This is a genomic window from Micromonospora sp. NPDC002411, assembly GCF_053592955.1.
The window spans coordinates 1-25,727 of record NZ_JBSFBM010000004.1 but is presented as its reverse complement, the minus strand read 5'-3'; the positions used below and the strand labels follow the sequence as shown (position 1 = coordinate 25,727).

The window sequence follows — 25,727 nt, the reverse complement described above, 5'->3', positions numbered from 1 at the left end:
GCACCCGTCAACGACCTGTCGTTCTGCGGCGGCCCTCCGGGCTTCCCGCTCTCCGCGCCAGCCGCCGGGCATCAGGCGTGACGGCCGCAGAGCGACAGCGGCAGCGGCCAGCGCGCCCCCTGGCGGCGGCGCGTGCTGTCCGTCAAGGGCCGCCTTAAGACGTACAGAAACTTGCAAAGCACTGCCGGCAGTCCGGTGCCAGTCCGGCTGTCCTGTCACGGGACATGCTTGACAGTGGCGTCTCATCAGATGCTCTACATGATCATCCGGTCGGCGGTAGTCGCGTGGGTCCCAGGACCGTCGAGCTGCGGGAAGCGGATCCCGTAGCGGTCCCGGTAGGGTCGCCCGGTGGCGATTGAGGGCTGCTCGTGCCTGATCTGCAGCGGAAGTGCTCCAGGCCAGGATGGCGGTACAGCCGAGAACGGTAGGGCGCTCCACCTTGGCGCCCTGGCCCTGGTCTGCTCGGCTCTGCCTGGGTCGGTGGTAGACGGGATGGCATCCCACCACCCACGAACCGGAACCGTTCGGCAACTTCATCCTGGAGTCGTCTGGCCCCCGCCGGAGGCATGCCCTTCATCGGCCGGCGCGCCGGCCGATGCCGGCGCTTGCGCCGCCAGCAGGCCGAGCGCGGCCGGCGCGGCCCGCTTGCGGGCCGCCTTGATCGACTGACGCCTCGCGATGTGCAGCGGTTCCTTACCGGGCTGCGGGGCGAACTCGCGCCGGCCAGCATCATCAAGGTGCACGCCGTGCTGCGCGTCGCGCTGGCCGACGCTGAGCGAATGGACCTGATCGCGCGCAACGTCGCCAAGGCAGCCAAGCCGCCGGCTCTCGGTCGGACCGAGCGGCGAGCGCTGACGCCCGAGGAAGCCAAGACGCTGTTGGCGGTGCTGACCGGGGACCGGCTGGAATCGCTGATCGTACTGGCGCTGGCGACCGGGCTGCGGCGGCTGAGCTGCTGGGCCTGCGGTGGTCGGATGTCGACCTGCCGGGGAAGGCGTTGTTCGTTCGGCAGACGCTCCAGCGAACGGATCACGGGTTGGTGTTCGTGCCACCGAAGACGCACCGATCGGCCCGTCCGCTGCCGCTGTCGGCTCTGGCCGTCCGGGCGTTGGAGGCACAGCGCGTGCGCCAGGCCAAGGAACGGCTCGCGGCCGGGGAGGTGTGGTCGGATCTGGGCCTGGTCTTCGCCAGCACCATTGGCACCGCGATGGAGCCACGGAACGTCAACCGGCGCTTCGAGCAGCTCCGCGCAGCGGCCGGGCTGGACTGGCTGCACCTCCACGACCTGCGGCACGCCTTCGCCACGTTCCTGCTCGACCAGGGCGAGGAGCTGCGGACGGTGATGGAGTTGCTCGGGCACTCCACGATCCGGATGACGGCCGACACCTACGGCCACGTTCTGCCGGCGCGGGCTCGTCAGGCTGCCTCGGCCATTGACCGGATTCTCGGCCGGGAGGGGACGGCGTGACCGGATTGGCTGTACGCCGATGCCGCTGCTGGCCGGGTGAATGGTCGTCCTACTCGACCACAGACTCGGCAAGGACGCTCGCCATTCCCGCCTCGAAATCCGCCAACGTCTGCGGTTCGCGGTTGAAGTAGTCGCCCCAGAAGTCCGGCCGTTGCCAGGTACGCGGGGCAAGTCGCAAGGTTCCTTGGTCCGACAGCGATGCGATCCAACATGAGGGGATTCGCGGATCAACCGTTTCGAACATCCCAGGCGTCCATAACGTGCCTGGAGCTTCCCCACTGTCATCCAGAATTCGGATCATGTAGGCGTCGGGAGCTGACAGGACCTCAAGCACCGGATAGTGAGCTCCGATTCGAACGCCGGGGTACTCCTCCACGTCGTCACCGAAGGGACTCACGATCTTGACGCACCGAACGATCACGCGGGAAGCATAGGCTTGAGGGCAAGGATCCTGGATGCCATGCGGCTCGTGAAAGGCGGGATCTCCTCAGTCGGGGCAGCATCCTCCACCGATGCGGCGGCCGGGCTGATTCGCTGCACCTGCCTGCCGACGCGGGCTCGTCAGGCTGCCTCAGCCCTTGACCGGATTCTCGGCTAGGAGGAGACGGCGTGACCGCTTGGCTGTACGAATGGCTGTACTCGGACCGAGATCAACCGAGGGAAGTGCTGGTGGAGCCCAGGGGACTCGAACCCCTAACCCCTGCCTTGCAAAGGCAGTGCTCTGCCAGTTGAGCTAGGGCCCCGTGCGTGGGCGTCGAATGCTCGTCGCCCGGCCGGACGTCAGCGCAGGTCGGGCGCGGTGGTCGCCTCGTGCCACAGGGCACGCTCGTCGTTCGAGGCCTTGATCTTGTTGAACACGACGGCGGCCACGCCGACGACGCCAGCCACAATCAGCAGCTTCTTGAACATTGGGGCGACCCCTCGTGCTCGACTACCGTCGGACGACAATGCGGTGGGGCTAGATGGAATCGAACCATCGACCTCAGAGTTATCAGCTCTGCGCTCTAACCGACTGAGCTATAGCCCCGTGTTGCGACGAGCAAGATTAACCCATCCGCTCTGCCGGCCCCAAATCGGGGTCCGAACCTGCGAGCCGGGCCGTCGTCGCCTGCCAAAACCTACCTGAGTACGGGACGCCGGAGCGACCGCATTACGCGGTGCCCCGGCGTCCCGGTCGCTCAGTCCCGCTCGGCGAGGGTCAGCTCGATCCCGCCGACCAGGTCGGCGCAGACGTTGTAGACGAACGCTCCCAGCGTGGCCAGCGCGGTGAACAACACCACGTTGACCAGGCCGATCAGCGCCGAGCTGAGGATCACGCCCTTGGCGGTGATCTGGAAGCCGCTGGTGCTCTGCCCACCGCCGGCGTTCACCAGGTCACTCAGGCTCTCGTTGACGCTCTGGAACACGCCCATCGCGTCCAACGCCAGGTAGAGCACCGACGTGGCGACCACCACGACGATGAAGAGCACCACCGAGACGGCGAACGCGAACTTCATCACGGACCAGGGGTCGATCCGCTTCAGGTTCAGTCGGGCCCGGCGCGGTCCGCGGGAGGCGGCCGAGCTGACCGAGGTACGCGCAGCGCGTACCGCGTCACCGACACGGGCTGCCCCGACGGCGGACGCGTTGCCGATGCCCGGCGGCAGACCACCGCCGCTGGCCGGGCGGCCGGCGGCGGCGGTACGAGCGGTCTCGGGCTGCGGCTGCGTCATGCCCGGTGTGATCCGCGGCTGGGTGCCGGTGGACCCGGTCGACGCCGCCGGACCGGGCCGCACGTTGATCGGCTGGGTGGTCGCCGGACGGGCCGAAGACGCCGTCGCCGAACCCGAGGGGGTGGCGGCGGTGGACGACTTCGGCGCGTCGGTGCCGGAGGCCTCGGTCTTGTCGGCCGACCCGGCGTCCTCAGCGGGCGGCTCCGGCGGGGGTGTCATGCCCGGAGCCCTGGTGAATTTCGGGGCAGGCGCGTCGGCAGGGACCGTCGCCCGGCCCACGGCCGCGCGGCCGGTCGCTGGTGTGCCGCCCTTGGCGGCCTCCTCGTCGACCGGGTTGGCCGAGGTCCCCGTGTTCCCCGACTTCGCCTGTGTCTCCGTCATTCAACTAGTCCTGTTCGTCAGGCTCGTCGGCATTGCGAGCAATCGCCACGATAGTCACGCCGTCCGGGAGGTCCATCAGCTTGACCCCCATTGTGTTCCGGTCACGCGTACGGCGTACAGGCTTCACCGGAGTCCGAATGACACCACCATTGCTGGTGATCGCGAACAGCTCGTCGTCCGGATCGATCACCACCGCGCCGACCAGACCACCGCGCCGTTCGGTGATCTTCGCGGTCAACACGCCCTTACCTCCCCGGCCCTGCACCGGGTATTCCTCGATCGGGGTGCGCTTCGCGTATCCCCCGTTCGTGGCCACCAGAACGTCCAGACCCTCCCGGACGACCTCCATGGCGAGCAGGACGTCGTCGTCCGTGAAGCGCATGCCGATCACGCCCGAGGTGGCCCGGCCCATCGGCCGCAACGCCTCGTCCGAGGCGTTGAACCGGATCGCCTGCGCCTTCTTGGAGACCAGCAGCAGGTCGTTCTCCGGCGCAACCAACGCAGCACCGACCAGCTCGTCCTCATCGCGCAGGTTGATCGCGATGATGCCGCCGGAACGGTTGGAGTCGAACTCCTCGAGCCGCGTCTTCTTCACCAGGCCGTTCTTCGTGGCCAGTACCAGATAGGGGGCTACCTGGTAGTTCGGGATCTCAATGATCTGCGCTATCTGCTCGTCCGGTTGGAAGGCGAGCAGGTTGGCCACGTGTTGGCCCTTGGCTACCCTACTGGCCTCCGGCAACTCGTACGCCTTGGCCCGGTACACACGCCCCTTGTTCGTGAAGAACAGGATCCAGTCGTGGGTCGAGCATACGAAGAAGTGGCTGACGATGTCGTCCTGCCGCAGCGTGGCGCCACTGACGCCCTTGCCGCCGCGCCGCTGGGAGCGGTAGAGATCGACCTTGGTCCGCTTGGCGTACCCCGTCCGGGTGATCGTCACGACCACGTCCTCGCGGGCGATGAGGTCCTCCATCGAGACCTCGCCGTCGAACGGGATGATCTGCGTACGCCGATCGTCGCCCCACTTGGCGACGATCTCGCCCAGCTCCTCCGAGACGATCTTCCGCTGCCGCTCCGGCTTGGCGAGGATGTCCTTCAGGTCGGCGATCTCGATCTCGAGCTTGGCCAGGTCGTCGAGGATCCGCTGCCGCTCCAACGCGGCGAGACGACGCAGCTGCATGTCCAGGATCGCGGTCGCCTGGATCTCGTCGATGTCCAGCAGTCGGATCAGGCCCTGCCGCGCGTCCTCCACCGTCGGCGAACGCCGGATGAGCGCGATCACCTCGTCCAGGGCGTCCAGCGCCTTGGACAGACCCCGCAGGATGTGTGCCCGCTCCTCGGCCTTGCGGAGCCGGAACGCCGTCCGCCGGCGGATCACGTCGATCTGGTGCTCGACGTAGTAGCGGATGAACTGGGCCAGGTTGAGCGTGCGCGGCACCCCGTCGACCAGCGCCAGCATGTTGGCGCCGAACGTCTCCTGGAGCTGGGTGTGCTTGTAGAGGTTGTTCAGCACGACCTTCGCGACCGCGTCGCGCTTGAGCACCAGCACGATCCGCATACCGGTACGACCGGAGGACTCGTCGCGGATGTCGGCGATGCCGGCGAGCTTGCCCTCCTTGATCAGCTCGGCGATCCGCTCGGCGAGGTTGTCCGGGTTGACCTGGTAGGGCAGCTCGCTGACGACCAGGCAGGGCCGACCCCGCTTGTCCTCCTCGACCTCCACCACGGCGCGCATCCGGATCGAGCCACGACCGGTGCGGTAGGCGTCCTGGATGGCGGTCGTGCCGACGATCAGACCGTGGGTGGGGAAGTCCGGGCCCTTGACGATGCCGAGCAGCGCCTCGAGGGTGGTCTCCTCGTCCTCCTCCGGGTGCTCCAGGCACCACTGCACGGCCGCGCCGATCTCACGGAGGTTGTGCGGCGGGATCTTGGTGGCCATGCCGACCGCGATGCCCTCGGAGCCGTTCACCAGCAGGTTGGGGATCCGCGACGGCAGGATCGTGGGCTCCTTGGCCCGGCCGTCGTAGTTGTCCTGCAGGTCGACGGTGTCCTCGTCGATGTCCCGCAGCATCTCCATGGCGAGCGGGTCGAGCTTGCACTCGGTGTATCGCATGGCGGCGGCCGGGTCGTTACCCGGCGAGCCGAAGTTGCCGTTGCCGTCGACCAGCGGGTAGCGCAGCGACCAGGTCTGCGCCATCCGGACCAGCGCGTCGTAGATCGCCGAGTCGCCGTGTGGGTGGAACTGGCCCATCACGTCGCCGACGACGCGGGAGCACTTAACGTAGCCGCGGTCCGGACGGTAGCCGGAGTCGAACATGGCGTAGAGGATCTTGCGGTGGACCGGCTTGAGGCCGTCCCGGACGTCCGGCAGCGCACGCCCGACGATGACGCTCATCGCGTAGTCGAGGTAGGAGCGCTGCATCTCCACCTCGAGCCCGACCGGTTCGATCCGGTCGTGCGCAACCACCGCGGCGATGGCCTCGGCGGGGACCTCGGGCTCGTTCGGTGTGGACTCGGGAGAATCGGTCACTGTATACCCTTATCAGACTCAGTGTCGTTTTCGTGCTGTGGATAACCGCTGTGGATACCGGCCATGCTGTGGATAACTCTGTGGACCGGTGGATCGACCGGGCAGCACCCGGCCGATCCACAGCAGTCCGTCAGATGTCCAGGAATCGCACGTCCTTGGCGTTGCGCTGGATGAACGACCGGCGCGCCTCGACGTCCTCACCCATCAGCACACTGAACAACTCGTCGGCCGTGGCCGCGTCGTCGAGAGTGACCTGACGCAATGTACGCGTCGCCGGGTTCATCGTGGTTTCCCACAGCTCGGGATAGTTCATCTCGCCGAGGCCCTTGAAGCGCTGGATGTCGTCCGGCTTGGCGTTGGCCTTCTTCTGCTGGCGCAGCGCGATCAGCCCGTCCCGCTCACGGTCGGAGTACGCGTACTGCGCGTCGTCGCCCTTCTTGTTCCACTTGATCTTGTAGAGCGGCGGAGCAGCCAGGTAGACGTGCCCCAGCTCGACAAGTGGACGCATGAAGCGGAACAGCAGGGTGAGCAGCAGCGTCTGGATGTGCTGGCCGTCGACGTCCGCGTCGGCCATCAGCACCACCTTGTGGTACCGCAGCTTCTCCATGTCGAAGTCGTCGTGGATGCCGGTGCCCAGCGCGGTGATCAGCGCCTGGACCTCGTTGTTCTTCAGAACCCGGTCGATCCGGGCCTTCTCCACGTTGAGGATCTTGCCGCGGATCGGCAGGATCGCCTGCGTGCGCGGGTCCCGACCCTGCTTCGCCGAGCCACCGGCCGAGTCGCCCTCGACGATGAACACCTCGGACTCGCGCGGGTCGGTGGACTGGCAGTCGGCCAGCTTGCCCGGCATGGAGCCGGACTCCAGCAGCGACTTACGCCGGGCCAGCTTGCGCGCCTGCTGCGCGGCGATCCGGGCCCGGGCCGCCTGGGAGGCCTTCGTGATGATCATCTTGGCCTCGGCCGGGTTGCGGTCGAACCAGTCGACCAACCACTCGTTGCAGACCCGCTGCACGAAGCTCTTCACCGGGGTGTTGCCGAGCTTGGTCTTCGTCTGGCCCTCGAACTGCGGGTTGGCCAACTTGACCGAGATGATCGCCGCGAGCCCTTCACGGATGTCCTCGCCGGAGAGCTTCTCGTCGCCCTTGAGCAGCTTCTTGTCGGTGCCGTACCGGTTGACCACGCTGGTCAGCGCGGACCGGAAGCCCTCCTCGTGGGTGCCGCCCTCATGCGTGTTGATCGTGTTGGCGAACGTGTAGACCGACTCGCCGTACGACTCGTTCCACTGCATGGCGATCTCGACGGACATGCCCTCTTCCTCGGCGCCGAACTCGACCACTGTCTTGTGGATCGGGTTCTTCGAGGCGTTGAGGTGCCGGACGAAGTCGGAGATGCCACCCTCGTAGTAGAAGGTGACCTCGCGCTGCCGGCCGTCCTCCTCCTCGGCGACCCGCTCGTCGAGCAGGTGGATGCGCAGGGCGCGGTTGAGGAAGGCCATCTCCTGGAGTCGCCGGTAGATGGTCTGGAAGTCGAAGTCGACGGTCTCGAACACGTCGGGGTCGGGCCAGAAGGACACCGCCGAGCCGCTGCGGTCGGTGGTCTCGCCCTTCTCCAGCGTGCCCGGCTTGGAGTTGGTGTACTGCTGCCGCCAGACGAACCCGGACTTGTGGATCTCCACGGCCATCCGGGTGGAGAGCGCGTTCACCACGGAGACGCCGACGCCGTGCAGACCACCGGAGACCGCGTACGCCTTGCCGTCGAACTTGCCACCCGCGTGCAGCACGGTCAGCGCGACCTCGACACCCGGCTTCTTGAGCTTTGGGTGGAGGTCGACCGGGAAACCACGGCCGTTGTCGGTGACCCGGACGCCACCGTCGGCCAACAGCACCACGTCGATGGTGTCGCAGTATCCGGCGAGCGCCTCGTCGACAGCGTTGTCCACAACCTCCCAGACGAGGTGGTGCAGACCGCGCTCGCCGGTGGACCCGATGTACATACCGGGCCGCTTGCGGACCGCCTCCAGCCCTTCGAGAACGGTGATCGACTCTGCGCCGTACTCCTGCTTTTCCTGCGCTGCCACCCTCGGCCACTTTCTCGCGTCAGCTGCGCCGGTAGGGCGCAGCTGGCGCGGGTTCGGCGGACAGGACGCGACGTCGGCGCGCGGACCGGTGCCGGAGACCTCCGGACAGCGGGTCGAACGCGCCGGTCGCCGCGGTTGCCCGCGGATCGCGATCGGCTCGACCCGACGTGGAGAATGAACCTGGGCCACCGGCCCCGCCCCCCGCACCGAGTCTTCGTCTCGCTGTCAATCCTACTGTGCCCAGGGGACAGAACCACCACTCGGCACCCTCAGAGAGGCGGCTGAGAAGTCCATAGCCGGCAGAACCCCGTCGCCCACGACTCCCCCCACACGCCAGGCTCGGATCGCACGCGCCGCCGCCGAACGGGTTGACCCGCGCCCGGGCGGGTCGGGGGTCGCGGCCGGGGCGTCCGTGCCGTACGTTTGCGGCGCCCCGGAACCAGCCTTGATCTTTACGGCCTGGAACCGGGACGATCGACTCGATCGACCCGACACGTGCTCTTGAAGAGGTGACAGATGGGGCTGGACAACGTCGCGGTGCACTGGCCGCGGACCGGCCGCTTCTACGATCCGGTGGCGCCGGCCGAGTTCGTCGACTTCGGCGAGATCGTCGACCTGCCGCGAATCTCCGCGCCGACGGCCGCCCTGGCCGAGCTGATCGCGAAGACCGGCACCATCCGGGCGACCGCGTACACCGAATTGGTGGATCTGCTCCTCGGCCTCGAAGGTGTGTTGTACGCCACAGACGCCGCCGCCGAGGACGAGGACCCGGTGATCGACCCGGACGGCTGCTCCTGGATCGCCAGCGGGATCGAGAGGTTCGTCGCGGGGCACCGGGCGTACGGCGAGGCGGTCACCTTCGAGTCGGTGAGCACCGTGCTGCGTTCCCTACTCGGCGACGGCAGGCTGGCCGAACAACAGTTGCGATGGCTGGAGAGCCGGCTCGACGCGCTGCGCGACGAGCGCGGCGACCCGCCGCAGTGGAACTTCACCTGTGCCGAGCTGGGCGTGCTCGCGGCGTTCTACCGGCGCTGCGCGGAACGCGGCTTCGCCGTCTACGCCGACGCCTGACCCGCGCGGGTCCCTTCAGCCGCTGCGCCGCCCGTCGGTCGATTGGCGGCCGCGATCAGCTGGGTGAGCACCCCGTGCAGGTGTTGCAGGTCCTCGACGGGCAGCCCGAGGCGCTGCACGATCGCGGCCGGGATCAGCTCGGCCTGGCTGCGGAGCGCGGCACCGCTGGCGGTCAGGGTGACGGCGAGGCTGCGCTCGTCGCTGGGGTCGCGTTCCCGGCGCAGGTAGCCGGCCGCTTCGAGCCGCTTGAGCAGGGGTGACAGGGTGCCCGGATCGAGCTGCAACAGGCGGCTGAGGTCGCGACCGGACAACGGTGCGTGCTGCCAGAGCGCCAACATGACCAGGTACTGCGGATGGGTCAGCCCCATCGGTTCCAGCAGTGGCCGGTAGACCGCCACCACACTGCGCGCAGCGACCGACAGGGCGAAGCAGACCTGCTGTTCCAGCGCCAACGGGTCGACGCCCTGCGGTCTCTCGCTCATCGGTTGCCCTCCCCGTCCACGATGGCTATCGTACCAATCATTGGTACACCAACTGTTGGTGTCCCAATGATCAGCGGGACAACGTGGGAGAGGGCGGCAGATGAGCGACGACGACGCGGTCACCAGGGCTCCGGGCGAGGGCGGCCGACTCCTACGCTGGGCCTTCCGGCACCTCGCCGGCCCGGCCGACGGTGTGAAGGGCGCGGTGCAGGGCGGCTCCGCCGAGGCCCGCGAGGCGTGGAAACAGGACCTGGCCGAACGCAAGCGCTACACCCGGGAACAACGCGAACTCAAGCGGGCCACCCGCGAGGCCAACCGACGGGGCTGAGGCTCGGTCAGCCGTACGTGTCGCGTGGGCCCCGCCCGCGTACCCGGCGCGGCCCCTTCGACCACGACGGCGCCGCCGGCCCGTGGATGTGCAGCTTTCGCACCACGTTGTGGCCGACCTCGCTGGCGATCTGCTTGAGCAGCGAACCGGCCAGCAGCCGCAGTTGGGTGGCCCAGGCCGTCGACCGCGCCTCCACGGTCAACTCACCGTTCTCCAGCTTGACCGGACGGCTGTTCTGGGCGACCTCCGCGCCGACGACCCGCTCCCAGGCACCGAACACGGTGGCCTCGGCCGCCGGCTGCTGCCAGCCACGCGCCTTCACCAACCGGTTCAGCACCGCACCGAGCGGCTGCGGATCGCGGGGGTCGGGGCCCGGGCCGGAGTAGCCCCGCAACCGCCGCCCCGAGCCGCCGGCAGCATCGCCGCCCGCACCCCCAGGGGTACGCCGCGCGCGAGCCGCCGCCTGCCGCTTGGACAACGCCGCGTCGAGCACCGCCCGAGCCAACTCCGGCCCACTGGCGGCAGCCGCCGGCTCACCGCCGGTCGATTCCGCCCCGGGGGTACGCGCACCCGCTGTGTCGCCTCCGCCCTTCTGGGGACGGCTGACGCCTGACTCATTCGACACGACGTACCGTCCCTTCGCCGACCCGGTAGCGGCTGCCACGCAGGGCTGCCGGCACGTCGTCGTCCACCGCGCAGGTGACCAACAGCTGACTCGCCCCGCCGACCAGCTCCGCCAGCCGCTCCCGGCGGCCGGTGTCCAACTCGGCGAAGACGTCGTCGAGCACCAGCACCGGCTCGATGCCGTCGGCCCGCAGGAGGTCGTAACCGGCCAGCCGCAGCGCGAGCGCGAACGACCACGACTCCCCGTGGCTGGCGTACCCCTTGGCGGGCAGTGGCCCAAGGGCCAGCGCCAGCTCGTCGCGGTGCGGGCCGACCAGGGTGGTGCCCCGTTCGATCTCGGCGGAGCGGGACGCGACCAGGGCCGCGGCGAGGGCCTCCGCCAACACCGCCCGATCGGTGGTCGGCTCGGCCAGGTCGACCGAGGGTCGGTAGGTGATGCTGGCCGCACCCCGGCCGGCGGCCACCGCGTCGTACGCCTTCGCGACATGCGGGGTGAGCGCGGCCACCAGCTCCAGGCGGCCGGCGAGCAGCTCGGCCCCGTGCTGGGCGAGGTGGGTGTCCCAGACCGCGAGGGTGCCGAGGTCGCCGCCCCGGGACCCACCGGTCTTGCGGGCCAGGTACGCGGTGCGCAGCAGGGCGTTGCGCTGTTTGACGACCCGCTCGTAGTCGGCCCGGACACCGGCGTACCGCGGTTGGCGGCTGACCAGCAGATCGTCCAGGTAGCGGCGACGCTCGGCCGGGTCGCCCCGGACCAGCTCAAGGTCCTCCGGAGCGAAGAGCACGAGTCGCAGGGCGCCCAGCACGTCCCGGGCCCGCCGCGCCGGTGACCGGCCCAGCCTGGCGCGGTTGGCCTTGCCGGGCACGATCTCCAACTCGACCAGGAGTTCCCGCCCGTCGTGCGCCACCGCGCAGCGGATCACCGCCGACGTGGCACCCATCCGCACGAGTGGTGCGTCGGTGGCGACCCGATGCGAGTCCAGGGTCGCCACGTAGCCCAACGCCTCGACGAGATTCGTCTTGCCGACACCGTTGGCGCCGATCAGGACGTTCGCCCCCGGTTGGAGATCGACGGCCACCCGCTCGTACGAGCGGAAGTCGACCAGTTCCAACCGTTGGACGTACACCGGGTGTCGATACCGCTCAGCGCTTGTGGACGGCGTGGCCGCCGAACTGCTGACGCAGCGCGGAGACGGCCTTCATGGCGGGCGAGTCGTCCTGTCGCGAGGCGAACCGGGCGAACAGCGAAGCGGTGATCACATTCAGCGGTACGGCCAGCCGGACCGCCTCGTCGACGGTCCACCGACCCTCGCCGGTGTCCTCGGTGTAGCCGCTCAGGTCGGCCAGCTCCGGGTCCTCGTCGAGCGCCCGGTCCAGCAGGTCGAGCAGCCAGGAGCGGACGACGGTGCCCTCCCGCCAGGACTTGATGACGCCCGGCACGTTGGTCACCAACTCGGAGGCCGCCATCAGCTCGTAGCCCTCGGCGTAGGCGTGCATCAGGCCGTACTCGATGCCGTTGTGCACCATCTTCGAGTAGTGCCCGGCGCCGACCGGCCCGGCGTGCACGAAACCGAACTCGCCCTCCGGCTTGAGAGCGTCGAAGATCGGCATCAGCCGGTCCACGTGCTCCTGGGCACCGCCGACCATCAGCCCGTAGCCGTTCTGCCGGCCCCAGACGCCGCCGGAGACGCCGACGTCGAGGTAGCCGATGCCCCGCTCGTTGAGCCGTTCGGCTCGGGGCGCGTCGTCGCTGAACCGCGAGTTGCCGCCGTCGATGATGATGTCGCCCTCGCCGAGCACAGCGGCCAGCTCGTCGATGGTCGCGTCGGTGACGCCGGCGGGCACCATGACCCAGACCGCGCGCGGCGACTCGAGCTTCTCTGCCAGGCCCGCGAGGGATGCGACGTCACTGATCTGCGCGTTGTGGTCGAAGCCGACGATTTCGTGACCAGCGGCGCGCAACCTCTCCCGCATGTTGCCGCCCATACGGCCGAGTCCTACAAGGCCGAGCTGCATCTGTGTGTACCTCCGTGGATCTTTGTTGCTGGGCGCGATCAGCGAGAGACGCGGATCGGCATGATGAGGTACCGGTACCCGGGAATGACGTCGCCATCCTCGCCGGCGGGGGAGATCACGGCGGGCTTGAAGGCGTCGACGAACGACAGGACTGCCGTCTGGGAGCCCAGGTTTGCCAGGCCGTCGATGAGGTACTGCGGGTTGAACCCGATGGTCAGCGCGTCACCGGTGAAGGTGGCCTCCATCGCCTCGCTGGCGCGGGCCTCCTCGGAACCACCGGCCTCCACCACCAGGCCGTCGGCGCTGAAGCTCAGCAGCACCGGGGTGGTCCGCTCGGCAACCAGGGCGACCCGCTTGACGACCTCGATCAGGGTGCTGACCGGCACCCGGGCCTCGGCGTTGTGGGTGGCCGGGAAGAGCGACCGGACCGGCGGGTAGTTGGCGCCGTCGAGCAGGCGGCTGGTGGTGCGTCGGGTGCCACCGGCCAGGCCGACCATGCCCTCGCCCGCAGCACCCTGGGCCAGAGCGAGGGTGACCTCGCCACCCAGCGGGCCGAGGGCCTTGGCGGTGTCGTTCAGGGTGCGGGCCGGCACCAGGGCGTTGATGCTCACGTCGGGGTCGTCCGGCCGCCACTGGATCTCACGCAGGGCCAACCGGTAGCGGTCGGTGGCGAGCATCGAGAGCGTGCTGCCGGAGAGCTCGACGCGTACGCCGGTCATCATCGGAAGGGTCTCGTCCCGGCCGGCCGCGATGGCCACCTGGGAGACCGCCGTGGCGAACGCGGCGGCATCGACAGTGCCGGCGCTCTGCGGCATCTCGGGCAGTGCCGGGTAGTCCTCCACCGGCATGGTGGGAAGGGTGAACCGGGCGCTGCCGCAGACCAACTCGAGGTGCGCGCCGACCGCGGCGATGTCCACCGGCTTGGCCGGCAACGCCTTGGTGATCTCGGCGAGCAGGCGACCGGAGACGAGGGCGGCGCCGTCGGCGTCCCCCTGCACCTCGACGGTCACCTGGCTGGAGACCTCGTAGTCGAAGCCGGAAACCCGCAGGTTGCCGTCGGTGACCCGGAGCATCACCCCGGCGAGCACCGGTACGGACGGCCGGTTGGGCAGGCTCTTCGCGGTCCACGCCACGGCCTCGGCGAGCGCGTCGCGCTCCACTCGGAACTTCATCAATGCCTCCGCGTCGACGTCAGCGACAACTCTCTCATGCCGACCGCTGCCTACCGTCCCGCCCGACCGTGCGGGTACCCATCGCACCTTAGGGCGCGGGGGTATCGGCTGTGCGCCCGACCCCACGGATCGTGTCGATGCTGACCGGCTGATCCGGCAGCGTTCGGCCCGATCCACAGAAAGCCCAACGGTGATGATTGGTTTTTGTTCTCTTAGAAGAGATAACTCATCGTCTTCATCGCACCTGTGCAAACTGTGGAAAAGCCAGGTCTGCGCAGCTCAGACAGGTTATCCACCGGTGATTTAGCTGTGGAGAACCGGGGGTACAACTTGCTTGCGTGTCCACAGCCCGCTCTCGTCCACTGGTTGTCCACCGTCGTCCACCGGTTGTCCACCGGTAATCCACCGACTTTCTCCCCAAGCCTGTGGACGACGATGAAGATCACCATTGCCGTCATCCCCAGAACCTTCAACAGCTCGTACACAGGTCGACGGTCATCGGTGGATAACGTGCCGGTTGTCCCCAGGCGTCCACAGCCTCGTACACAGGGTTTCTCCACAGCCTGTGGGTAACCGTCGCCGGACGTACCGTAGTTATCCACCGGCGGTGGACAACGAGCTGTGGACAACGAGTGGGAGGCGAGGCGGTCACGGGCTCGATCCTGTGGCCTACACCATGTCGAGAGTCCACTCGGGAACCGAAAAAAGTACGCCCGACCGGAGATCCGGCCGGGCGTGTCCCGGGCTGTGCGCCGTCACGACGGCCGGCGTTCGCCTCAGCTGTTCTGCTTGATCCGGTTGGTCAGCTCGGCGATCTGGTTGTAGAGAGAGCGGCGCTCCGCCATCTGCTGCCGGATCTTCCGGTCGGCGTGCATCACAGTGGTGTGGTCCCGACCGCCGAAGGCCTGCCCGATCCGGGGCAGCGACAGCTCGGTCAACTCCCGACACAGGTACATGGCCACCTGCCGCGCGTTGACGAGCACGCGGGACCTGGACTGGCCCCGGAGGTCCTCCAGGCTCACACCGAAGTAGTCAGCCGTCGACGCCATGATCTGGTCGGCGTTGATCTCCGGCCCGGCGCCGTCGGGCATGAAGTCCCGGAGCACCTCCTCGGCCAGGGACAGCTCGACGGTCGACCGGGTCAGGCTGGCGAACGCCGTCACCCGGATCAGCGCCCCCTCCAGTTCCCGGATCGAGTTCGACACCCGGGAGGCGATGAACTCCAACACGTCCGGCGGGGCGTACATCCGCTCCTGCGCCGCCTTCTTCTGCAGGATCGCGATCCGGGTCTCCAGGTCCGGCGGCTGGATGTCGGCCAGCAACCCCCACTCGAACCGGGTTCGCATCCGGTCCTCCAGGGTGGCCAGCTGGCGCGGCGACCGGTCGGAGGTGATCACGATCTGCTTGTTGGCGTTGTGCAGGGTGTTGAAGGTGTGGAAGAACTCCTCCTGGGTGCGCTCGCGGTTCTCCAGGAACTGGATGTCGTCGATCAGGAGGATGTCGACGTCGCGGTAGCGCCGCTGGAACGCGCTGGTCTTGTCGTCCCGGAGCGAGTTGATGAAGTCGTTGGTGAATTCCTCGGTCGAGACGTACCGGACCGAGCGGGCGTTGCCGAGGGTCGTGGCGTAGTGCCCGATGGCGTGCAGCAGGTGCGTCTTGCCAAGACCGGAGTGCCCGTAGATGAAGAGCGGGTTGTACGCCTTCGCCGGTGACTCCGCCACCGCCACGCTCGCCGCGTGCGCGAAGCGGTTGGACGATCCGATGACGAACGTCTCGAACATGTACTTCGGGTTGAGCCGGTTACCGCCGGTGTCGGCACCGGGCAGCCGGCGGTCGTCCCGACCACCGGTCCGGTGCTCCACGCCGCTACGGCCCGGGCCGCTGTCCGTGCCGGTGTCCCGAGGGAGCGCGCGGATCACGTGCTGGTCGCGCGGAGACGCCGACTCTTCCCGGTAGCGGGGCTCGTAGGGCCGGGTGTCCGGGCCCGGCGGGTCCAGCCGGGCGGCCTGCTCGTCGTAGCCACGCCGGTCGGGCCCGGGCCGGGGGGTACGCATGGGCTCAGCGAAGGCGGTGCTGAACAACGCCTCCTGCCCGTCCCTGCTGGCGGGAATCAGCCCTGGGCGGTGCGCGTCGACGGCCGGCGCGGCGGGCGGACCCGCAGGTGCGGGTGGCGCGGTCGGCTCGGGCGCGTGCCCGGCGTGGGTCTGCTCGGGGATCATCGGGTCGGCGGACGGCCGAGCGCCCTGGTCGTCGAAGGGGTCGGCAGCCGGACCCTCGACGTCGAACGGCCCGGTCTCCGGAGCACTGCGGTAGACGGTGCCGGCCGGTCGGCCGGCGGCGTCCTCGGCGACCCGGACGGTGACCGCCACCTGGATCGGCCGACCCAGCCGGCGGGTGAGGGCCTCGGTGATCGCCGGGCGGAGCCGGGACTCGATCACGTCACGGGTGAAGGCGTCCGGGACGGAGAGCAGTGCGGTGTCCTCGACTATCGCCCGCAGCCGGGTCAGTCGGAGGTAGGCACGCTGCTGTGCGGAGATGATCTCGTCGGCGAGCTCGTCGGTCGCCGCTAACCACACTGCGGCAAGGTCGGTCGTACCGGCCACCGTCGTGCCACCCCCTCGCCTCTGCTCCCGGCCGCCGCTGTCTGCCAGCCGGCCGTCCCGGGCCCGCCGCGTTCGCGGGTGGAACAACACCCACCTGACGGTCGACCGGTGGTCATCCACAAGTTATCCACAGCCTGTGTACCGACCGATTGTGGCCTCCGCCGGACGCGGGTGGGACCTGCCCCTGCCTGAACGGGCGCTGAAGCGGGTTCACCGTGCCGAACGATTCACTACCTGGTCCGGTCTTGCCTGTGCGACGACCGGAGCTTCCGACGCTCACCGCAATCGGGCACGGTAACAGCGTTGTCCCTGCGCCATCAACCGGCGACGCGGCGGGGGCCTTCTCGGCATCAGCGAAAACCAACCTTCGGCCTCGGGCGCGTCCCGTTGACCCCCGCCCGAGGTGTTTGACGGTCATTGCCCCCCTGCGTAGGCTGGAACGGCTGCTTTCTCGCCCTCTGCTAGGGTGATGGGTGCTTGCTGTCCACGGTCGCATCCCCGCATCGCCGAGGTCCCGCTCCGCCGGACAGCACCGATCGTGGGCCACCGTCGAGGTGGCCTGGACCACCACACGACCCCGGCGATTCCGTCGTTCGGGGCGCGTACGAAAACGGAGAGCCTGACGTGAGCAAGCGCACCTACCAGCCGAACAACCGCCGGCGCGCGAAGACCCACGGCTTCCGGCTGCGCATGCGCACCCGTGCCGGCCGTGCCATCCTCTCGAGCCGTCGCGCCAAGGGTCGCACCACCCTGTCGGCCTGAGCCGACCGGGCCGGTCCAGGGGACGTGGGCAGTCGTGCTGGCCGCCGCACAGCGACTGCGGCGCAGCACTGACTTCGCCGCAGCGGTTCGTGGTGGCCGGCGCGCCGGGCGTGGTGCCGTCGTGGTCCATCTGACCGTGCCGGTGATCGCCGACCCCAGCACACCTGCCTCGCCGGAGCCGGTGCGGGACAACAGTGCGGAGCAGCTCTCCGTACCGTCCCGTGCCGGCTTCGTCGTGTCCAAGGCCGTCGGTAACGCGGTGACCCGTAACCGGGTCCGGCGTCGACTGCGCGCGCTGGTCCGGGAACGGTTGGTCGACCTGCCGTCCGGCAGCACCCTGGTCGTCCGGGCGCTCCCCGCGGCGGCGCAGGCGTCGTACTCTCGGCTCGCCACCGACCTGGACGCCGCCCTCGCGGTCGCCCGGTCACCCCGCGAGCGGCGGCCTCGATGAGCGACACCGGGCAGACCGGCGCACGCCCGTCGACAACCGGTGCCAAGGTGCTGATCGCGCCCATCATCGCGTACCGTCGGTGGATAAGTCCGGCACTGCCGGCCCGCTGTCGGTTCTACCCGTCGTGCAGTGCTTACGCCCAGGAGGCGGTCGTGCGGCACGGCGCGCTCCGGGGAGCCGTGCTGGCGGTCCGGCGGCTGTTGCGCTGCCACCCCTTTCACCCTGGTGGACATGACCCGGTACCGGAGCCGGGCGGCCGCCGCCGCGCTGATGTGACTGGAGCCCCGAATTGAGTCTCGACTGGATCTACTACGCGATTTCGTGGATCCTGCTGACCTGGCACTCTGCCTGGGACGCCATCGGGGTGCCCGTCGGCGCGGTGATCGGCACCAACTTCGCCTGGATCCTGGCGATCATCTTCCTGGTGGTCACCGTCCGGGTGATCCTGTTCCCCGTCTTTGTCAAGCAGATCAAGTCCCAGCGGGCCATGCAGGCACTCCAGCCCAAGGTCAAGGAGCTGCAGGAGAAGCACAAGGGTGACCGGGAGACGCTCCAGAAAGAAATGATGGAGCTGTACAAGAAGGAGAAGGCCAACCCGCTGATGGGTTGCCTTCCGATGTTCCTTCAGATCCCGGTCTTCCTCGGCCTCTTCCACGTGCTGCGCCGCCTCGACCCGGACAAGCAGAACAAGACGCTGTACGGCTGGACCGCCGACCAGTTCCAGAGCGCCTCGCAGGCGAAGCTCTTCACCGCCCCCATCGCCGGCAAGTTCGGCTCCACCGCCGACGAGCTGGCCAGCCTCGGCGCCAACGGCACCACCGTCAAGGTCATCGCCGGTGTCCTGGTCCTGGTCATGATCGCGACCACCTACCTGACCAGCCGTCAGATGATCCTCAAGACCGGCTGGGCCGAGGACCCGCAGCAGCGGATGATCCAGCGACTGATGCTCTACGGCATCCCTGCCTCGCTGCTGATCTCCGGCGCGATCTTCCCGATCGGTGTGATCATCTACTGGGTCACCAACAACCTCTTCACCCTCGGCCAGCAGCAGTGGGTGCTGCGGAAGTTCCCGCCGCCGGTGACCGCCAAGAAGGCCACCGCCCCCGCCGCCAGCCGCAACCCGGTGCAGCCCGCCAAGTCCGGTGGCCTGTTCGGTCGGGGCAAGACGGCTCCGGCGGCGCCGGTCAAGGCCGCCGCTCCCAAGGTGGCCGGGCCGAAGCCGGGTGCCAAGCCGATGAACAACCCGAAGAAGGGTCGCCCCGCCAAGCGGCAGGGCTGACCGGCAAGGGCCGCCGCCGGTGAACCGACGGCGGCCCGTTCCGCACCGCGCAGCCGCCGCATGGCCGGCGCCGGACGGAACCGACCGCGCGCCGCGCGGCCACGGGCGACACTGCCCGTACAGACGTGCCCGTGGGCACCGGCGACCTCCCGCCGGCCCCGGGAAACCAGTCGGACCCGACGGTCCGGCCGAGCGAGTACGGAGATGAGACCGTGACCGAGACCAGCATCCCCCGCACCGAGCAGCCCCTGGACGAGGAGGAGACCGCGACGCTCGCGGTGGACGGCGACGACACCGAGGACGACGACGACACTGAGGCGGACGACGACACCGACACCGCCGCGTCCGGCACCCGGTCGAAGAAGGCCGTCGGCGAGGGCGATCTGTTCCGGCAGAGCGAGATCGCGGCCGACTACGTCGAGGGGCTGCTCGACATCCTCGACTACGACGGCGACATCGACGAGCTGGTCGCCGCGGGACGCCCCATGGTCGAGGTGGTCGGCGAGCGTCTGCAGAACCTGGTCGGTCAGCGCGGGGCCACCCTTGAGGCCCTCCAGGAGCTGACCCGCCTCGCCGTCTTCCGGCAGACCGGCACGCCGAGCCGCCTGCTGCTCGACGTCGGCGGCTACCGGGCGAACCGCCGCAAGGAACTCGCCGCCGTCGCCAAGAACGCCGTCGAGAAGGTCAAGGAGTACGGCGAGCCGGTGCGCCTGGACGCGATGTCCGCGTTCGAGCGCAAGTGCGTGCACGACGTGGTCAACGCCATGTCCGGTGTGGCCAGCGAGTCCGAGGGTGTGGAGCCGAACCGGCGCATCGTCGTACGGCCGGCGGACTGACCGGGTGACCCACGACGACAACACGGCCGACGCCGTGTCCGGCCCGGGCGGTACGCCGCCCGGGCCGTCGCCTGTCCGACCGTCCACTCCGGACACCGACCCTGCTGGATCCGGCACTGTGCCTTCACCGGACGACGCGGCCCTGCCGCCCGAGTTGGCACCGGCCGCGCTGACCCTCTTCGGTGACCGTCTCGACCTGGCTGCCGCCTACGCCGAACTGTTGGCCACCGACGGGGTCGTCCGTGGCCTGATCGGCCCTCGAGAGGCGCCCCGCATCTGGGATCGTCACCTGCTCAACTGCGCCGCGGTGGCCGAGCGCATTCCGTCCGGCGCGGCGGTGCTCGACGTCGGGTCCGGCGCCGGTCTGCCGGGGCTGGTGCTCGCCATCGCACGGCCCGACCTCACTGTCACCCTGATCGAGCCGCTCGCTCGGCGCACGTCCTTCCTGATCGAGGTCGTCGAGCAACTCGGCCTGGCGAAGACGGTGCGCGTGTTCCGGGGTCGGGCCGACGAGGCGGCCACCGGGTCGAGCGGCCGGAATCCGATCAGCGGGGACGTGGTGACCGCCCGCGCCGTGGCCCCACTCGATCGGCTGGCGGCGTGGAGTCTTCCCCTCGCTGTGCGGGGCGGCCGTCTGCTGGCACTGAAAGGGTCATCCGCCGTTGCGGAGATCGAGCAGCACGCCGAGGTGGTGACGCGGCTGGGTGGTGGTGAGCCGACCGTGCACCTGTGTGGCGTCGACGTGATCGATCCACCCACCACCGTCGTGGAGATCGTGCGCGAGCGGATGGTCGGCCCGCGTCCAGTGGCGAGCAAACGCGACCGGGGCAGTCGCTCCCGCCGACGCTGACACTTTGCGCCATCGGGCTTCCGGCCGGTGGGTTGCCTCGTTGTACCGGTACGGATGGACGAGGAGATGAGAACCCGACGTGGACCGGCCGCGCCCGTCCGCCGTAGGCTGACCGCGCGTCGATAGTGTGGAGCGGTCGGTGGACGTCGTGGGTTCCGACCGCTCCCGAGGGTCACACGCTCCGGGTTGCGAGCGTGGTGTGGCCAAGTTGACCGGGGCGCGGACCGACCATCCGAAGCGGGCAGGGATGACAGGTGCATGACGACGGCAGGTACGACGATCCACACGTGACCGGGGCGACCAACGATCCCGTTTCACGTGAAACCGACTACCCGAGCTGGTCTCCCGGCGCGACCGGGCCAGGAGAAGGCGATCCGCCGGCTTCACGTGACCACCGCCCGGGGCCGGAGAGCTCGTCCCCGGAGCCTGCGAGCGTTCGTCGGACCTCGGAGGGGCTGAGCCGACCGGTCAACGCCGCCGAGGTGCGGTCGAGCTCGGGGCGTCGCAACACCGCCGCGGCGGTTCGGTTCGAGTCGGCGGTTCCGCACCAGCCCACCGCGGCGGCTGTTCCGGACACGGCGTCGATGGTCACCGAAGCGCCGGTCGCTTCGACCGAGTCGTTGGCCGCCGTGGCCGCTGACCCCACGTACGTTTCACGTGAAACGTCGACGCGCGAAGAGGATGACCCACCGTTGGCTATGGAGGCGATGCGCGCCGTGCAGATCCTGAATCCCAGTGGCGAGGTGACCATGCCTCGACCGGACCGGACCCGGGTCATGTGCGTCGCCAACCAGAAGGGCGGCGTGGGTAAGACCACCACCACCGTCAACCTTGCGGTGGCGCTCGCCCTGCACGGCAACCGGGTGCTCGTGGTCGACCTTGATCCGCAGGGCAACGCCTCGACCGGGCTCAACGTCCCGCACCACACCGGCATCCCGGACGTCTACGACTGCCTGATCAACAGCGTCCCGCTGGTGGAGGTGGCGCAGGCGGTCGAGGGAATCCCCAACCTCTGGTGCGTACCCGCGACCATCGACCTGGCCGGTGCGGAGATCGAGCTGGTCTCGGTGGTGGCGCGTGAGTCGCGGCTGGACCGCGCCATCGCCGCCTACCCCGGCCAGTTCGACTACGTCTTCATCGACTGCCCACCCTCGCTCGGCCTGCTCACGGTCAACGCCCTGGTGGCCGCGCAGGAGGTGCTGATTCCGATCCAGTGCGAGTACTACGCACTGGAAGGACTCAACCAGCTGATCAACAACATCAACCTGGTACGCCAGCACCTCAATCCGAAGCTCGACGTCTCCACGATCCTGCTGACCATGTACGACCGCCGTACGAGGCTGGCCGACGCCGTCGAGCAGGATGTCCGGAACCACTTTGGTGACAAGGTCCTCCAGGCGGTCATCCCCCGCAACGTCCGGGTCTCCGAGGCACCGAGCTACGGCCAGTCGGTGATGACCTACGATCCCGGTTCGCGGGGAGCAACGAGCTACTTCGAGGCCGCCCAGGAGATCGCCGAGCGAGGCGTCAAGGAGCCGGTGGGCCGGAATGCGTAGTGCGGATGAGTCGCTGGGAGGCGTGGCATGAAGAACCGTCCTCGGGGCGGTCTGGGTAGGGGCCTTGGGGCGCTGATCCCGACCGGACCGGCGCCGGATGCCGCCGGCACCGCGACGGCTGCTGAACCGGACAACGAGCAGGAGGGGGCAGCCGCCACCGCCGCCGCTCCTGCGGTGTCCGTCGGGGTGCCGATCCACGAACCGGAGCCCACTCTCAGCCCGGTACCGGGAGCACGCTTCGCCGAGATCCCGGTCGACGCGATCCTGCCCAACCCGAAGCAGCCCCGTCAGGTCTTCGACGAGGAGGCACTGGAAGAACTCAAGACCTCGATCCAGGAGGTCGGCTTCCTCCAGCCCATCGTCGTCCGCCAGCTCGACGACGAGAAGTACGAACTCGTCATGGGTGAGCGGCGTTGGCGTGCCGCCCAGGCGGTGGGGCGGGAGAACATCCCGGCGATCGTCCGGGACACCCGTGACGACGCCATGCTCCGCGACGCGCTGCTCGAGAACATCCACCGGGCCAACCTCAACCCTCTCGAAGAGGCCGCTGCCTACCAGCAACTGCTGGAGGAATTCGGGGCCACCCACGAGGAGCTGGCCCGCCGGATCGGCCGGAGTCGCCCACAGATCTCGAACACGATCCGGCTGCTGAACCTGCCGGCTCAGGTGCAGCGCCGGGTGGCAGCGGGGATTCTGTCGGCTGGGCATGCCCGTGCACTGCTGAGCCTGGACGAGGCAGAGGCGCAGGAACAGTTGGCGTTGCGCATCGTGGCCGAAGGCCTGTCGGTTCGGGCGACCGAGGAAATCGTGGCGCTGACGCTCAACGACGGGTCTGCCAAGAGCCAAGCCGCGAAGCGCCGCCCGAAGGCACACGCGCCAGCCTTGAACGATCTCGCCGACCGGCTCTCGGACCGCTTCGACACCCGGGTGAAGGTGGACATCGGTCGGAGCAAGGGCAAGATCACGATTGAGTTCGCGACGGTGGACGACCTGGAGCGGATCGTCGGGATCATCGGAGTGCAACAGGAGGAGGGTGAGGGCTGACCTCTCCTCTCGCTGACGGCCGCGCTACCCACCGGGGTGCGCGGCCGTTCTGTATCCACTCGCCGTTTCACGTGAAACGGCGAGTGGACCCCGGCTGGCGACTAGGCGGCTGGCGGACGGTGCCCGCCTGCTCGGTCTCGTCCGGGTCCCCGACGAGGCGCGTTCGCGTTCGCCCGGCAGGTCATCAGTTGCCGGCAGGAGCAGCAGCCAGCAGTCGAGCGAGGTTAGGCCTTCACTGTTCCTGCGGAGAGCGCTGGGCGGTCGTTGTGGCTCGCTGGTTCGCCGGCTGTGTGCTTGCTCCGCACTGATGGGGGCGCTCGACGGACGAGTCGATCGTGAGCAGTCCGAGCCTCGACGCGGCCAGGTTCGTCGGATGCGCTGTTTCACGTGAAACGGCGACCGGCGAGGGCTGCCAGGCGGGGCGATCCCAGCGGATGCTCTTGGGGCGTCCTGCGCACCGCTGAGCGGCCCGCTGCGGTCCCGGAGGGCCGTGGGGGTGGTTGCGGTCGACCGAGCTGTTCGGTGCGCCTCTCAGCCCCGCTGAGCGATCCGGCCGCGTGCCATGTCGGTCGTCTGAGACTTTGCGCGCTCGCCTCGGCCGCGGTCCCCGCGCCCGCTCGGTCCGCTCGGTCCCCGCGCCCGCTCGCCCGCTCGGTCCGCGATCGTCGGGGGCGCCGTCGGTGCCTGCCGCGGATCGTGCGGTGGCCCGGAGCTATCGATCTCGGAGCGGCCGTGATCGACTCGAGATCACCGAAGTCGGGGTATCGGAGGCAGCGGGATACCCGACTTCGCCGAACCCGAGTCGATCACGGCCGAATTGACGATCCGGGCCACCGAAGGGGGCCTGGCCGGAACGCCGATGGGACGCGTGCTGCCGTGCACGAGCCGTCCCCCCCGCGCGACGGTATATAGACCTGTGGCCGCCGGCACTGAGCGCGTCGGCGAGTCGGGCGTGCGCACAGCTATCCCAACCCTGTGGATAACGTGCCCCCGGACTGCGCCCGCGAGACCTCCACGGACCTGAGGCGGACGTTCGGCTGATGATCGATTCAAGGGTGGCCGTACGCGTCCAGGGATCGCCGCGAGAACGAGAGACGCGCAGCACAGCACCAAAAAGGGGGTGTCGGCGAACAGTCGCAGCAGCCCTCTTCGGCGGTCTGCGGACAACGACCGACAGGCGGAAAAGTTATCCACACCGGTTTTCCACAGGCACCCTCTGTTTCACGTGAAACAGCGCGTGGGAGCGGGTGCATGCCTGTGGATGACGGCCCGTGTTCAGGATCTCGGCAGGCTGTGGATACCGGTCGACCAGAGGCCCGTGACCCGACGTGCCGGGTCGGCAACGGGTGCCGATTTGCTCTGTCGAGATCGATCGTTCAGATAGGGACACCGGTGCCAGACTCGGTTAGGGTCAGCGTCGTGCACGACACCCCTCCCTCAGTGCCGGACTTCACCCAGTGGCCGTCGTTCCCCTTCGAGGGTGACCTCCACGTGAAGCAACTCGATGATCCGGTCCCGGTCGAACCGCCCCGGAAGGGCGAGGGTCTCCGGGAATGCACCGCCTGTAACGCGCCCGACGACGCCTACATCTGGGTCGGGGAGCGGTGGCGGGTACGCGCCATGGACCGGCCGACCGGGCTGCCCATGGTGCTCATCCTCGAATCGCGGACGCACCTCGACCTCGGTGACCTGCCGAACCTGTTGGCTGCCGAGCTGGGCGTCATGACCGTACGTCTGGAGCGGGCCATCCGGTCCCTCGACGGCGTGGCCCGGGTGCACGTCAACCGGTGGGGTGACGGCTCGGCCCACCTGCACATGTGGTTCCTCGCCCGGCCCTACGGCCGCCTTCAACTGCGGGGCACCTTCCTGTCCCTCTGGGACTCGATCCTGCCGCCGATCTCCGAGGCCCAGTGGCGGGAGAACCTGGCGCTCGTCGCCGCCTGGCTCGCCGAGTTCGGTGGCCGCCCGCTCGCCGAGCCACCCCGCATCCAGTGGCAGGCGCCGTCCAGCCTTCTGGCTCAGTCGGCCGCGGCGGATGCCGCCGCCGCCGAGGCAGCCGCTGTCTCTGTCATCGAGGCAGCAGAGGAGATTCCCGAGCCAGCACCGGATGCCGCCGCCGACGTCGATGCGGCCCAGGGCGATACCGCATCCGCACCTGACGCGGTAGCGCTCGACGGGGACGCCGAAGCCGGCTCCGCCGCACCTCTCAGCGATCCGACGAGTGGATCCGATGAGCCGGCATCAGTCGACGAGGCGCCAGGCGGAACGCCGGCCGGCGCGCCGACGTCCGGCACCGCAACGTCGAGCAACCGGGCCTCCGGCACGCCGACGCCCGGGATCGCCGGCACGGTGACGGCACCCGTCAACGCACGGTCTGTCCTCAACGACCCGGATGACGACGCCACCGACGACGCCACAAACGGCCGCCAGTAACGAGGCCATCCCTCTCACGCAGAGGACGAGTCCCCGCCCAACGGCCACCCCGGACATC

Annotated in this window: 24 protein-coding genes and 2 tRNA genes; 12 read left to right on the top strand and 14 right to left on the bottom strand. The window is 69.1% G+C overall.

The window, feature by feature from the left end:
- Positions 1 to 533: 533 nt before the first annotated feature.
- The gene (locus ACWCO3_RS01190; RefSeq protein WP_450007879.1) at positions 534 to 1,052 is read right to left on the bottom strand and encodes a hypothetical protein; all 519 of its coding nucleotides are present in this window, start codon (positions 1,050 to 1,052) and stop codon (positions 534 to 536) included.
- Between ACWCO3_RS01190 and ACWCO3_RS01185 the strand changes: the two genes are divergently transcribed.
- Positions 998 to 1,468 (top strand): tyrosine-type recombinase/integrase, encoded by a 471-nt coding sequence (locus ACWCO3_RS01185; protein ID WP_450007841.1) that lies wholly within the window; start codon positions 998 to 1,000, stop codon positions 1,466 to 1,468. The genes ACWCO3_RS01190 and ACWCO3_RS01185 overlap by 55 nt on opposite strands.
- A gap of 49 nt (positions 1,469 to 1,517) precedes the next feature.
- On the opposite strand, the gene ACWCO3_RS01180 is transcribed toward ACWCO3_RS01185, so the two are convergent.
- From ACWCO3_RS01180 to gyrB, 7 genes are all read right to left on the bottom strand, one after another.
- The gene (locus tag ACWCO3_RS01180) at positions 1,518 to 1,646 is read right to left on the bottom strand and encodes a hypothetical protein (RefSeq protein WP_450007839.1); all 129 of its coding nucleotides are present in this window, start codon (positions 1,644 to 1,646) and stop codon (positions 1,518 to 1,520) included.
- 489 nt (positions 1,647 to 2,135) lie between these two features.
- Positions 2,136 to 2,211: transfer RNA gene (locus tag ACWCO3_RS01175), tRNA-Ala, on the bottom strand.
- 37 nt (positions 2,212 to 2,248) lie between these two features.
- The gene (locus ACWCO3_RS01170; protein ID WP_231924476.1) at positions 2,249 to 2,377 is read right to left on the bottom strand and encodes a DLW-39 family protein; all 129 of its coding nucleotides are present in this window, start codon (positions 2,375 to 2,377) and stop codon (positions 2,249 to 2,251) included.
- Positions 2,378 to 2,421: 44 nt separating this feature from the next.
- Positions 2,422 to 2,495: transfer RNA gene (locus ACWCO3_RS01165), tRNA-Ile, on the bottom strand.
- Positions 2,496 to 2,646: 151 nt separating this feature from the next.
- Positions 2,647 to 3,561 carry a DUF3566 domain-containing protein gene (locus ACWCO3_RS01160; protein WP_145778318.1) on the bottom strand — a complete coding sequence of 305 codons (915 nt, stop codon included), beginning with the start codon at positions 3,559 to 3,561 and terminating at the stop codon, positions 2,647 to 2,649.
- A 4-nt stretch (positions 3,562 to 3,565) separates the two neighbouring features.
- Positions 3,566 to 6,088 carry a DNA gyrase subunit A gene (gene gyrA / locus ACWCO3_RS01155; protein ID WP_145778319.1) on the bottom strand — a complete coding sequence of 841 codons (2,523 nt, stop codon included), beginning with the start codon at positions 6,086 to 6,088 and terminating at the stop codon, positions 3,566 to 3,568.
- A 130-nt stretch (positions 6,089 to 6,218) separates the two neighbouring features.
- Positions 6,219 to 8,165 (bottom strand): DNA topoisomerase (ATP-hydrolyzing) subunit B, encoded by a 1,947-nt coding sequence (gene gyrB / locus ACWCO3_RS01150; protein ID WP_145778320.1) that lies wholly within the window; start codon positions 8,163 to 8,165, stop codon positions 6,219 to 6,221.
- A 516-nt stretch (positions 8,166 to 8,681) separates the two neighbouring features.
- Between gyrB and ACWCO3_RS01145 the strand changes: the two genes are divergently transcribed.
- The gene (locus tag ACWCO3_RS01145) at positions 8,682 to 9,236 is read left to right on the top strand and encodes a hypothetical protein (RefSeq protein WP_269681771.1); all 555 of its coding nucleotides are present in this window, start codon (positions 8,682 to 8,684) and stop codon (positions 9,234 to 9,236) included.
- Here the strand turns inward: ACWCO3_RS01145 and ACWCO3_RS01140 are convergent.
- A complete protein-coding gene (locus ACWCO3_RS01140; RefSeq protein ID WP_145778322.1) occupies positions 9,221 to 9,718 on the bottom strand; it encodes a MarR family winged helix-turn-helix transcriptional regulator in 498 nt (165 codons plus the stop codon). The genes ACWCO3_RS01145 and ACWCO3_RS01140 overlap by 16 nt on opposite strands.
- A 100-nt stretch (positions 9,719 to 9,818) precedes the next feature.
- Here ACWCO3_RS01140 and ACWCO3_RS01135 point away from each other — a divergent pair, with 100 nt between their 5' ends.
- Positions 9,819 to 10,046 (top strand): hypothetical protein, encoded by a 228-nt coding sequence (locus ACWCO3_RS01135; protein WP_450007834.1) that lies wholly within the window; start codon positions 9,819 to 9,821, stop codon positions 10,044 to 10,046.
- Positions 10,047 to 10,053: 7 nt separating this feature from the next.
- Here the strand turns inward: ACWCO3_RS01135 and ACWCO3_RS01130 are convergent, their stop codons facing one another.
- The 5 genes from ACWCO3_RS01130 to dnaA form a co-directional block, all read right to left on the bottom strand.
- Positions 10,054 to 10,671: a DUF721 domain-containing protein gene (locus tag ACWCO3_RS01130; RefSeq protein WP_450007832.1), complete on the bottom strand. Its 618-nt coding sequence runs from the start codon at positions 10,669 to 10,671 to the stop codon at positions 10,054 to 10,056.
- Positions 10,661 to 11,794, bottom strand: coding sequence for a DNA replication/repair protein RecF (gene recF / locus ACWCO3_RS01125; protein WP_354883527.1), 1,134 nt, complete (start codon positions 11,792 to 11,794; stop codon positions 10,661 to 10,663). Before recF ends, ACWCO3_RS01130 begins: the two co-directional genes overlap by 11 nt.
- 16 nt (positions 11,795 to 11,810) lie before the next feature.
- Positions 11,811 to 12,683, bottom strand: a complete 873-nt coding sequence (gene gnd, locus ACWCO3_RS01120) for a phosphogluconate dehydrogenase (NAD(+)-dependent, decarboxylating) (RefSeq protein ID WP_145778326.1) — start codon at positions 12,681 to 12,683, stop codon at positions 11,811 to 11,813.
- Between the two features lie 38 nt (positions 12,684 to 12,721).
- Positions 12,722 to 13,855, bottom strand: a complete 1,134-nt coding sequence (gene dnaN / locus ACWCO3_RS01115) for a DNA polymerase III subunit beta (protein WP_088987037.1) — start codon at positions 13,853 to 13,855, stop codon at positions 12,722 to 12,724.
- Between the two features lie 776 nt (positions 13,856 to 14,631).
- Positions 14,632 to 16,458: a chromosomal replication initiator protein DnaA gene (gene dnaA / locus ACWCO3_RS01110; protein WP_450007829.1), complete on the bottom strand. Its 1,827-nt coding sequence runs from the start codon at positions 16,456 to 16,458 to the stop codon at positions 14,632 to 14,634.
- A 624-nt stretch (positions 16,459 to 17,082) separates the two neighbouring features.
- Here dnaA and rpmH point away from each other — a divergent pair.
- The 9 genes from rpmH to ACWCO3_RS01065 all read left to right on the top strand — a co-directional run bounded on the left by rpmH (position 17,083) and on the right by ACWCO3_RS01065 (position 25,669).
- Positions 17,083 to 17,220 (top strand): 50S ribosomal protein L34, encoded by a 138-nt coding sequence (gene rpmH, locus ACWCO3_RS01105; RefSeq protein ID WP_007453904.1) that lies wholly within the window; start codon positions 17,083 to 17,085, stop codon positions 17,218 to 17,220.
- Positions 17,221 to 17,254: 34 nt separating this feature from the next.
- Positions 17,255 to 17,671 carry a ribonuclease P protein component gene (gene rnpA, locus ACWCO3_RS01100; RefSeq protein WP_145778328.1) on the top strand — a complete coding sequence of 139 codons (417 nt, stop codon included), beginning with the start codon at positions 17,255 to 17,257 and terminating at the stop codon, positions 17,669 to 17,671.
- Entirely contained in the window at positions 17,668 to 17,964 is a 297-nt protein-coding gene (gene yidD, locus ACWCO3_RS01095; protein WP_145778329.1) for a membrane protein insertion efficiency factor YidD, read from the top strand. Before rnpA ends, yidD begins: the two co-directional genes overlap by 4 nt.
- Positions 17,961 to 18,950, top strand: coding sequence for a membrane protein insertase YidC (gene yidC / locus ACWCO3_RS01090; protein ID WP_145778330.1), 990 nt, complete (start codon positions 17,961 to 17,963; stop codon positions 18,948 to 18,950). Before yidD ends, yidC begins: the two co-directional genes overlap by 4 nt.
- Positions 18,951 to 19,162: 212 nt before the next feature.
- Positions 19,163 to 19,786, top strand: coding sequence for a Jag family protein (locus ACWCO3_RS01085; RefSeq protein WP_145778331.1), 624 nt, complete (start codon positions 19,163 to 19,165; stop codon positions 19,784 to 19,786).
- A 118-nt stretch (positions 19,787 to 19,904) separates the two neighbouring features.
- Positions 19,905 to 20,636 carry a 16S rRNA (guanine(527)-N(7))-methyltransferase RsmG gene (rsmG, locus tag ACWCO3_RS01080; RefSeq protein WP_450007825.1) on the top strand — a complete coding sequence of 244 codons (732 nt, stop codon included), beginning with the start codon at positions 19,905 to 19,907 and terminating at the stop codon, positions 20,634 to 20,636.
- 584 nt (positions 20,637 to 21,220) lie between these two features.
- Positions 21,221 to 22,192: a ParA family protein gene (locus ACWCO3_RS01075; protein ID WP_244311878.1), complete on the top strand. Its 972-nt coding sequence runs from the start codon at positions 21,221 to 21,223 to the stop codon at positions 22,190 to 22,192.
- A gap of 27 nt (positions 22,193 to 22,219) precedes the next feature.
- Complete coding sequence (locus ACWCO3_RS01070) at positions 22,220 to 23,236, top strand: ParB/RepB/Spo0J family partition protein (RefSeq protein ID WP_145778334.1); 1,017 nt, start codon at positions 22,220 to 22,222, stop codon at positions 23,234 to 23,236.
- Positions 23,237 to 24,676: 1,440 nt separating this feature from the next.
- Positions 24,677 to 25,669 carry a hypothetical protein gene (locus ACWCO3_RS01065; RefSeq protein ID WP_450007876.1) on the top strand — a complete coding sequence of 331 codons (993 nt, stop codon included), beginning with the start codon at positions 24,677 to 24,679 and terminating at the stop codon, positions 25,667 to 25,669.
- Positions 25,670 to 25,727 lie beyond the last annotated feature (58 nt).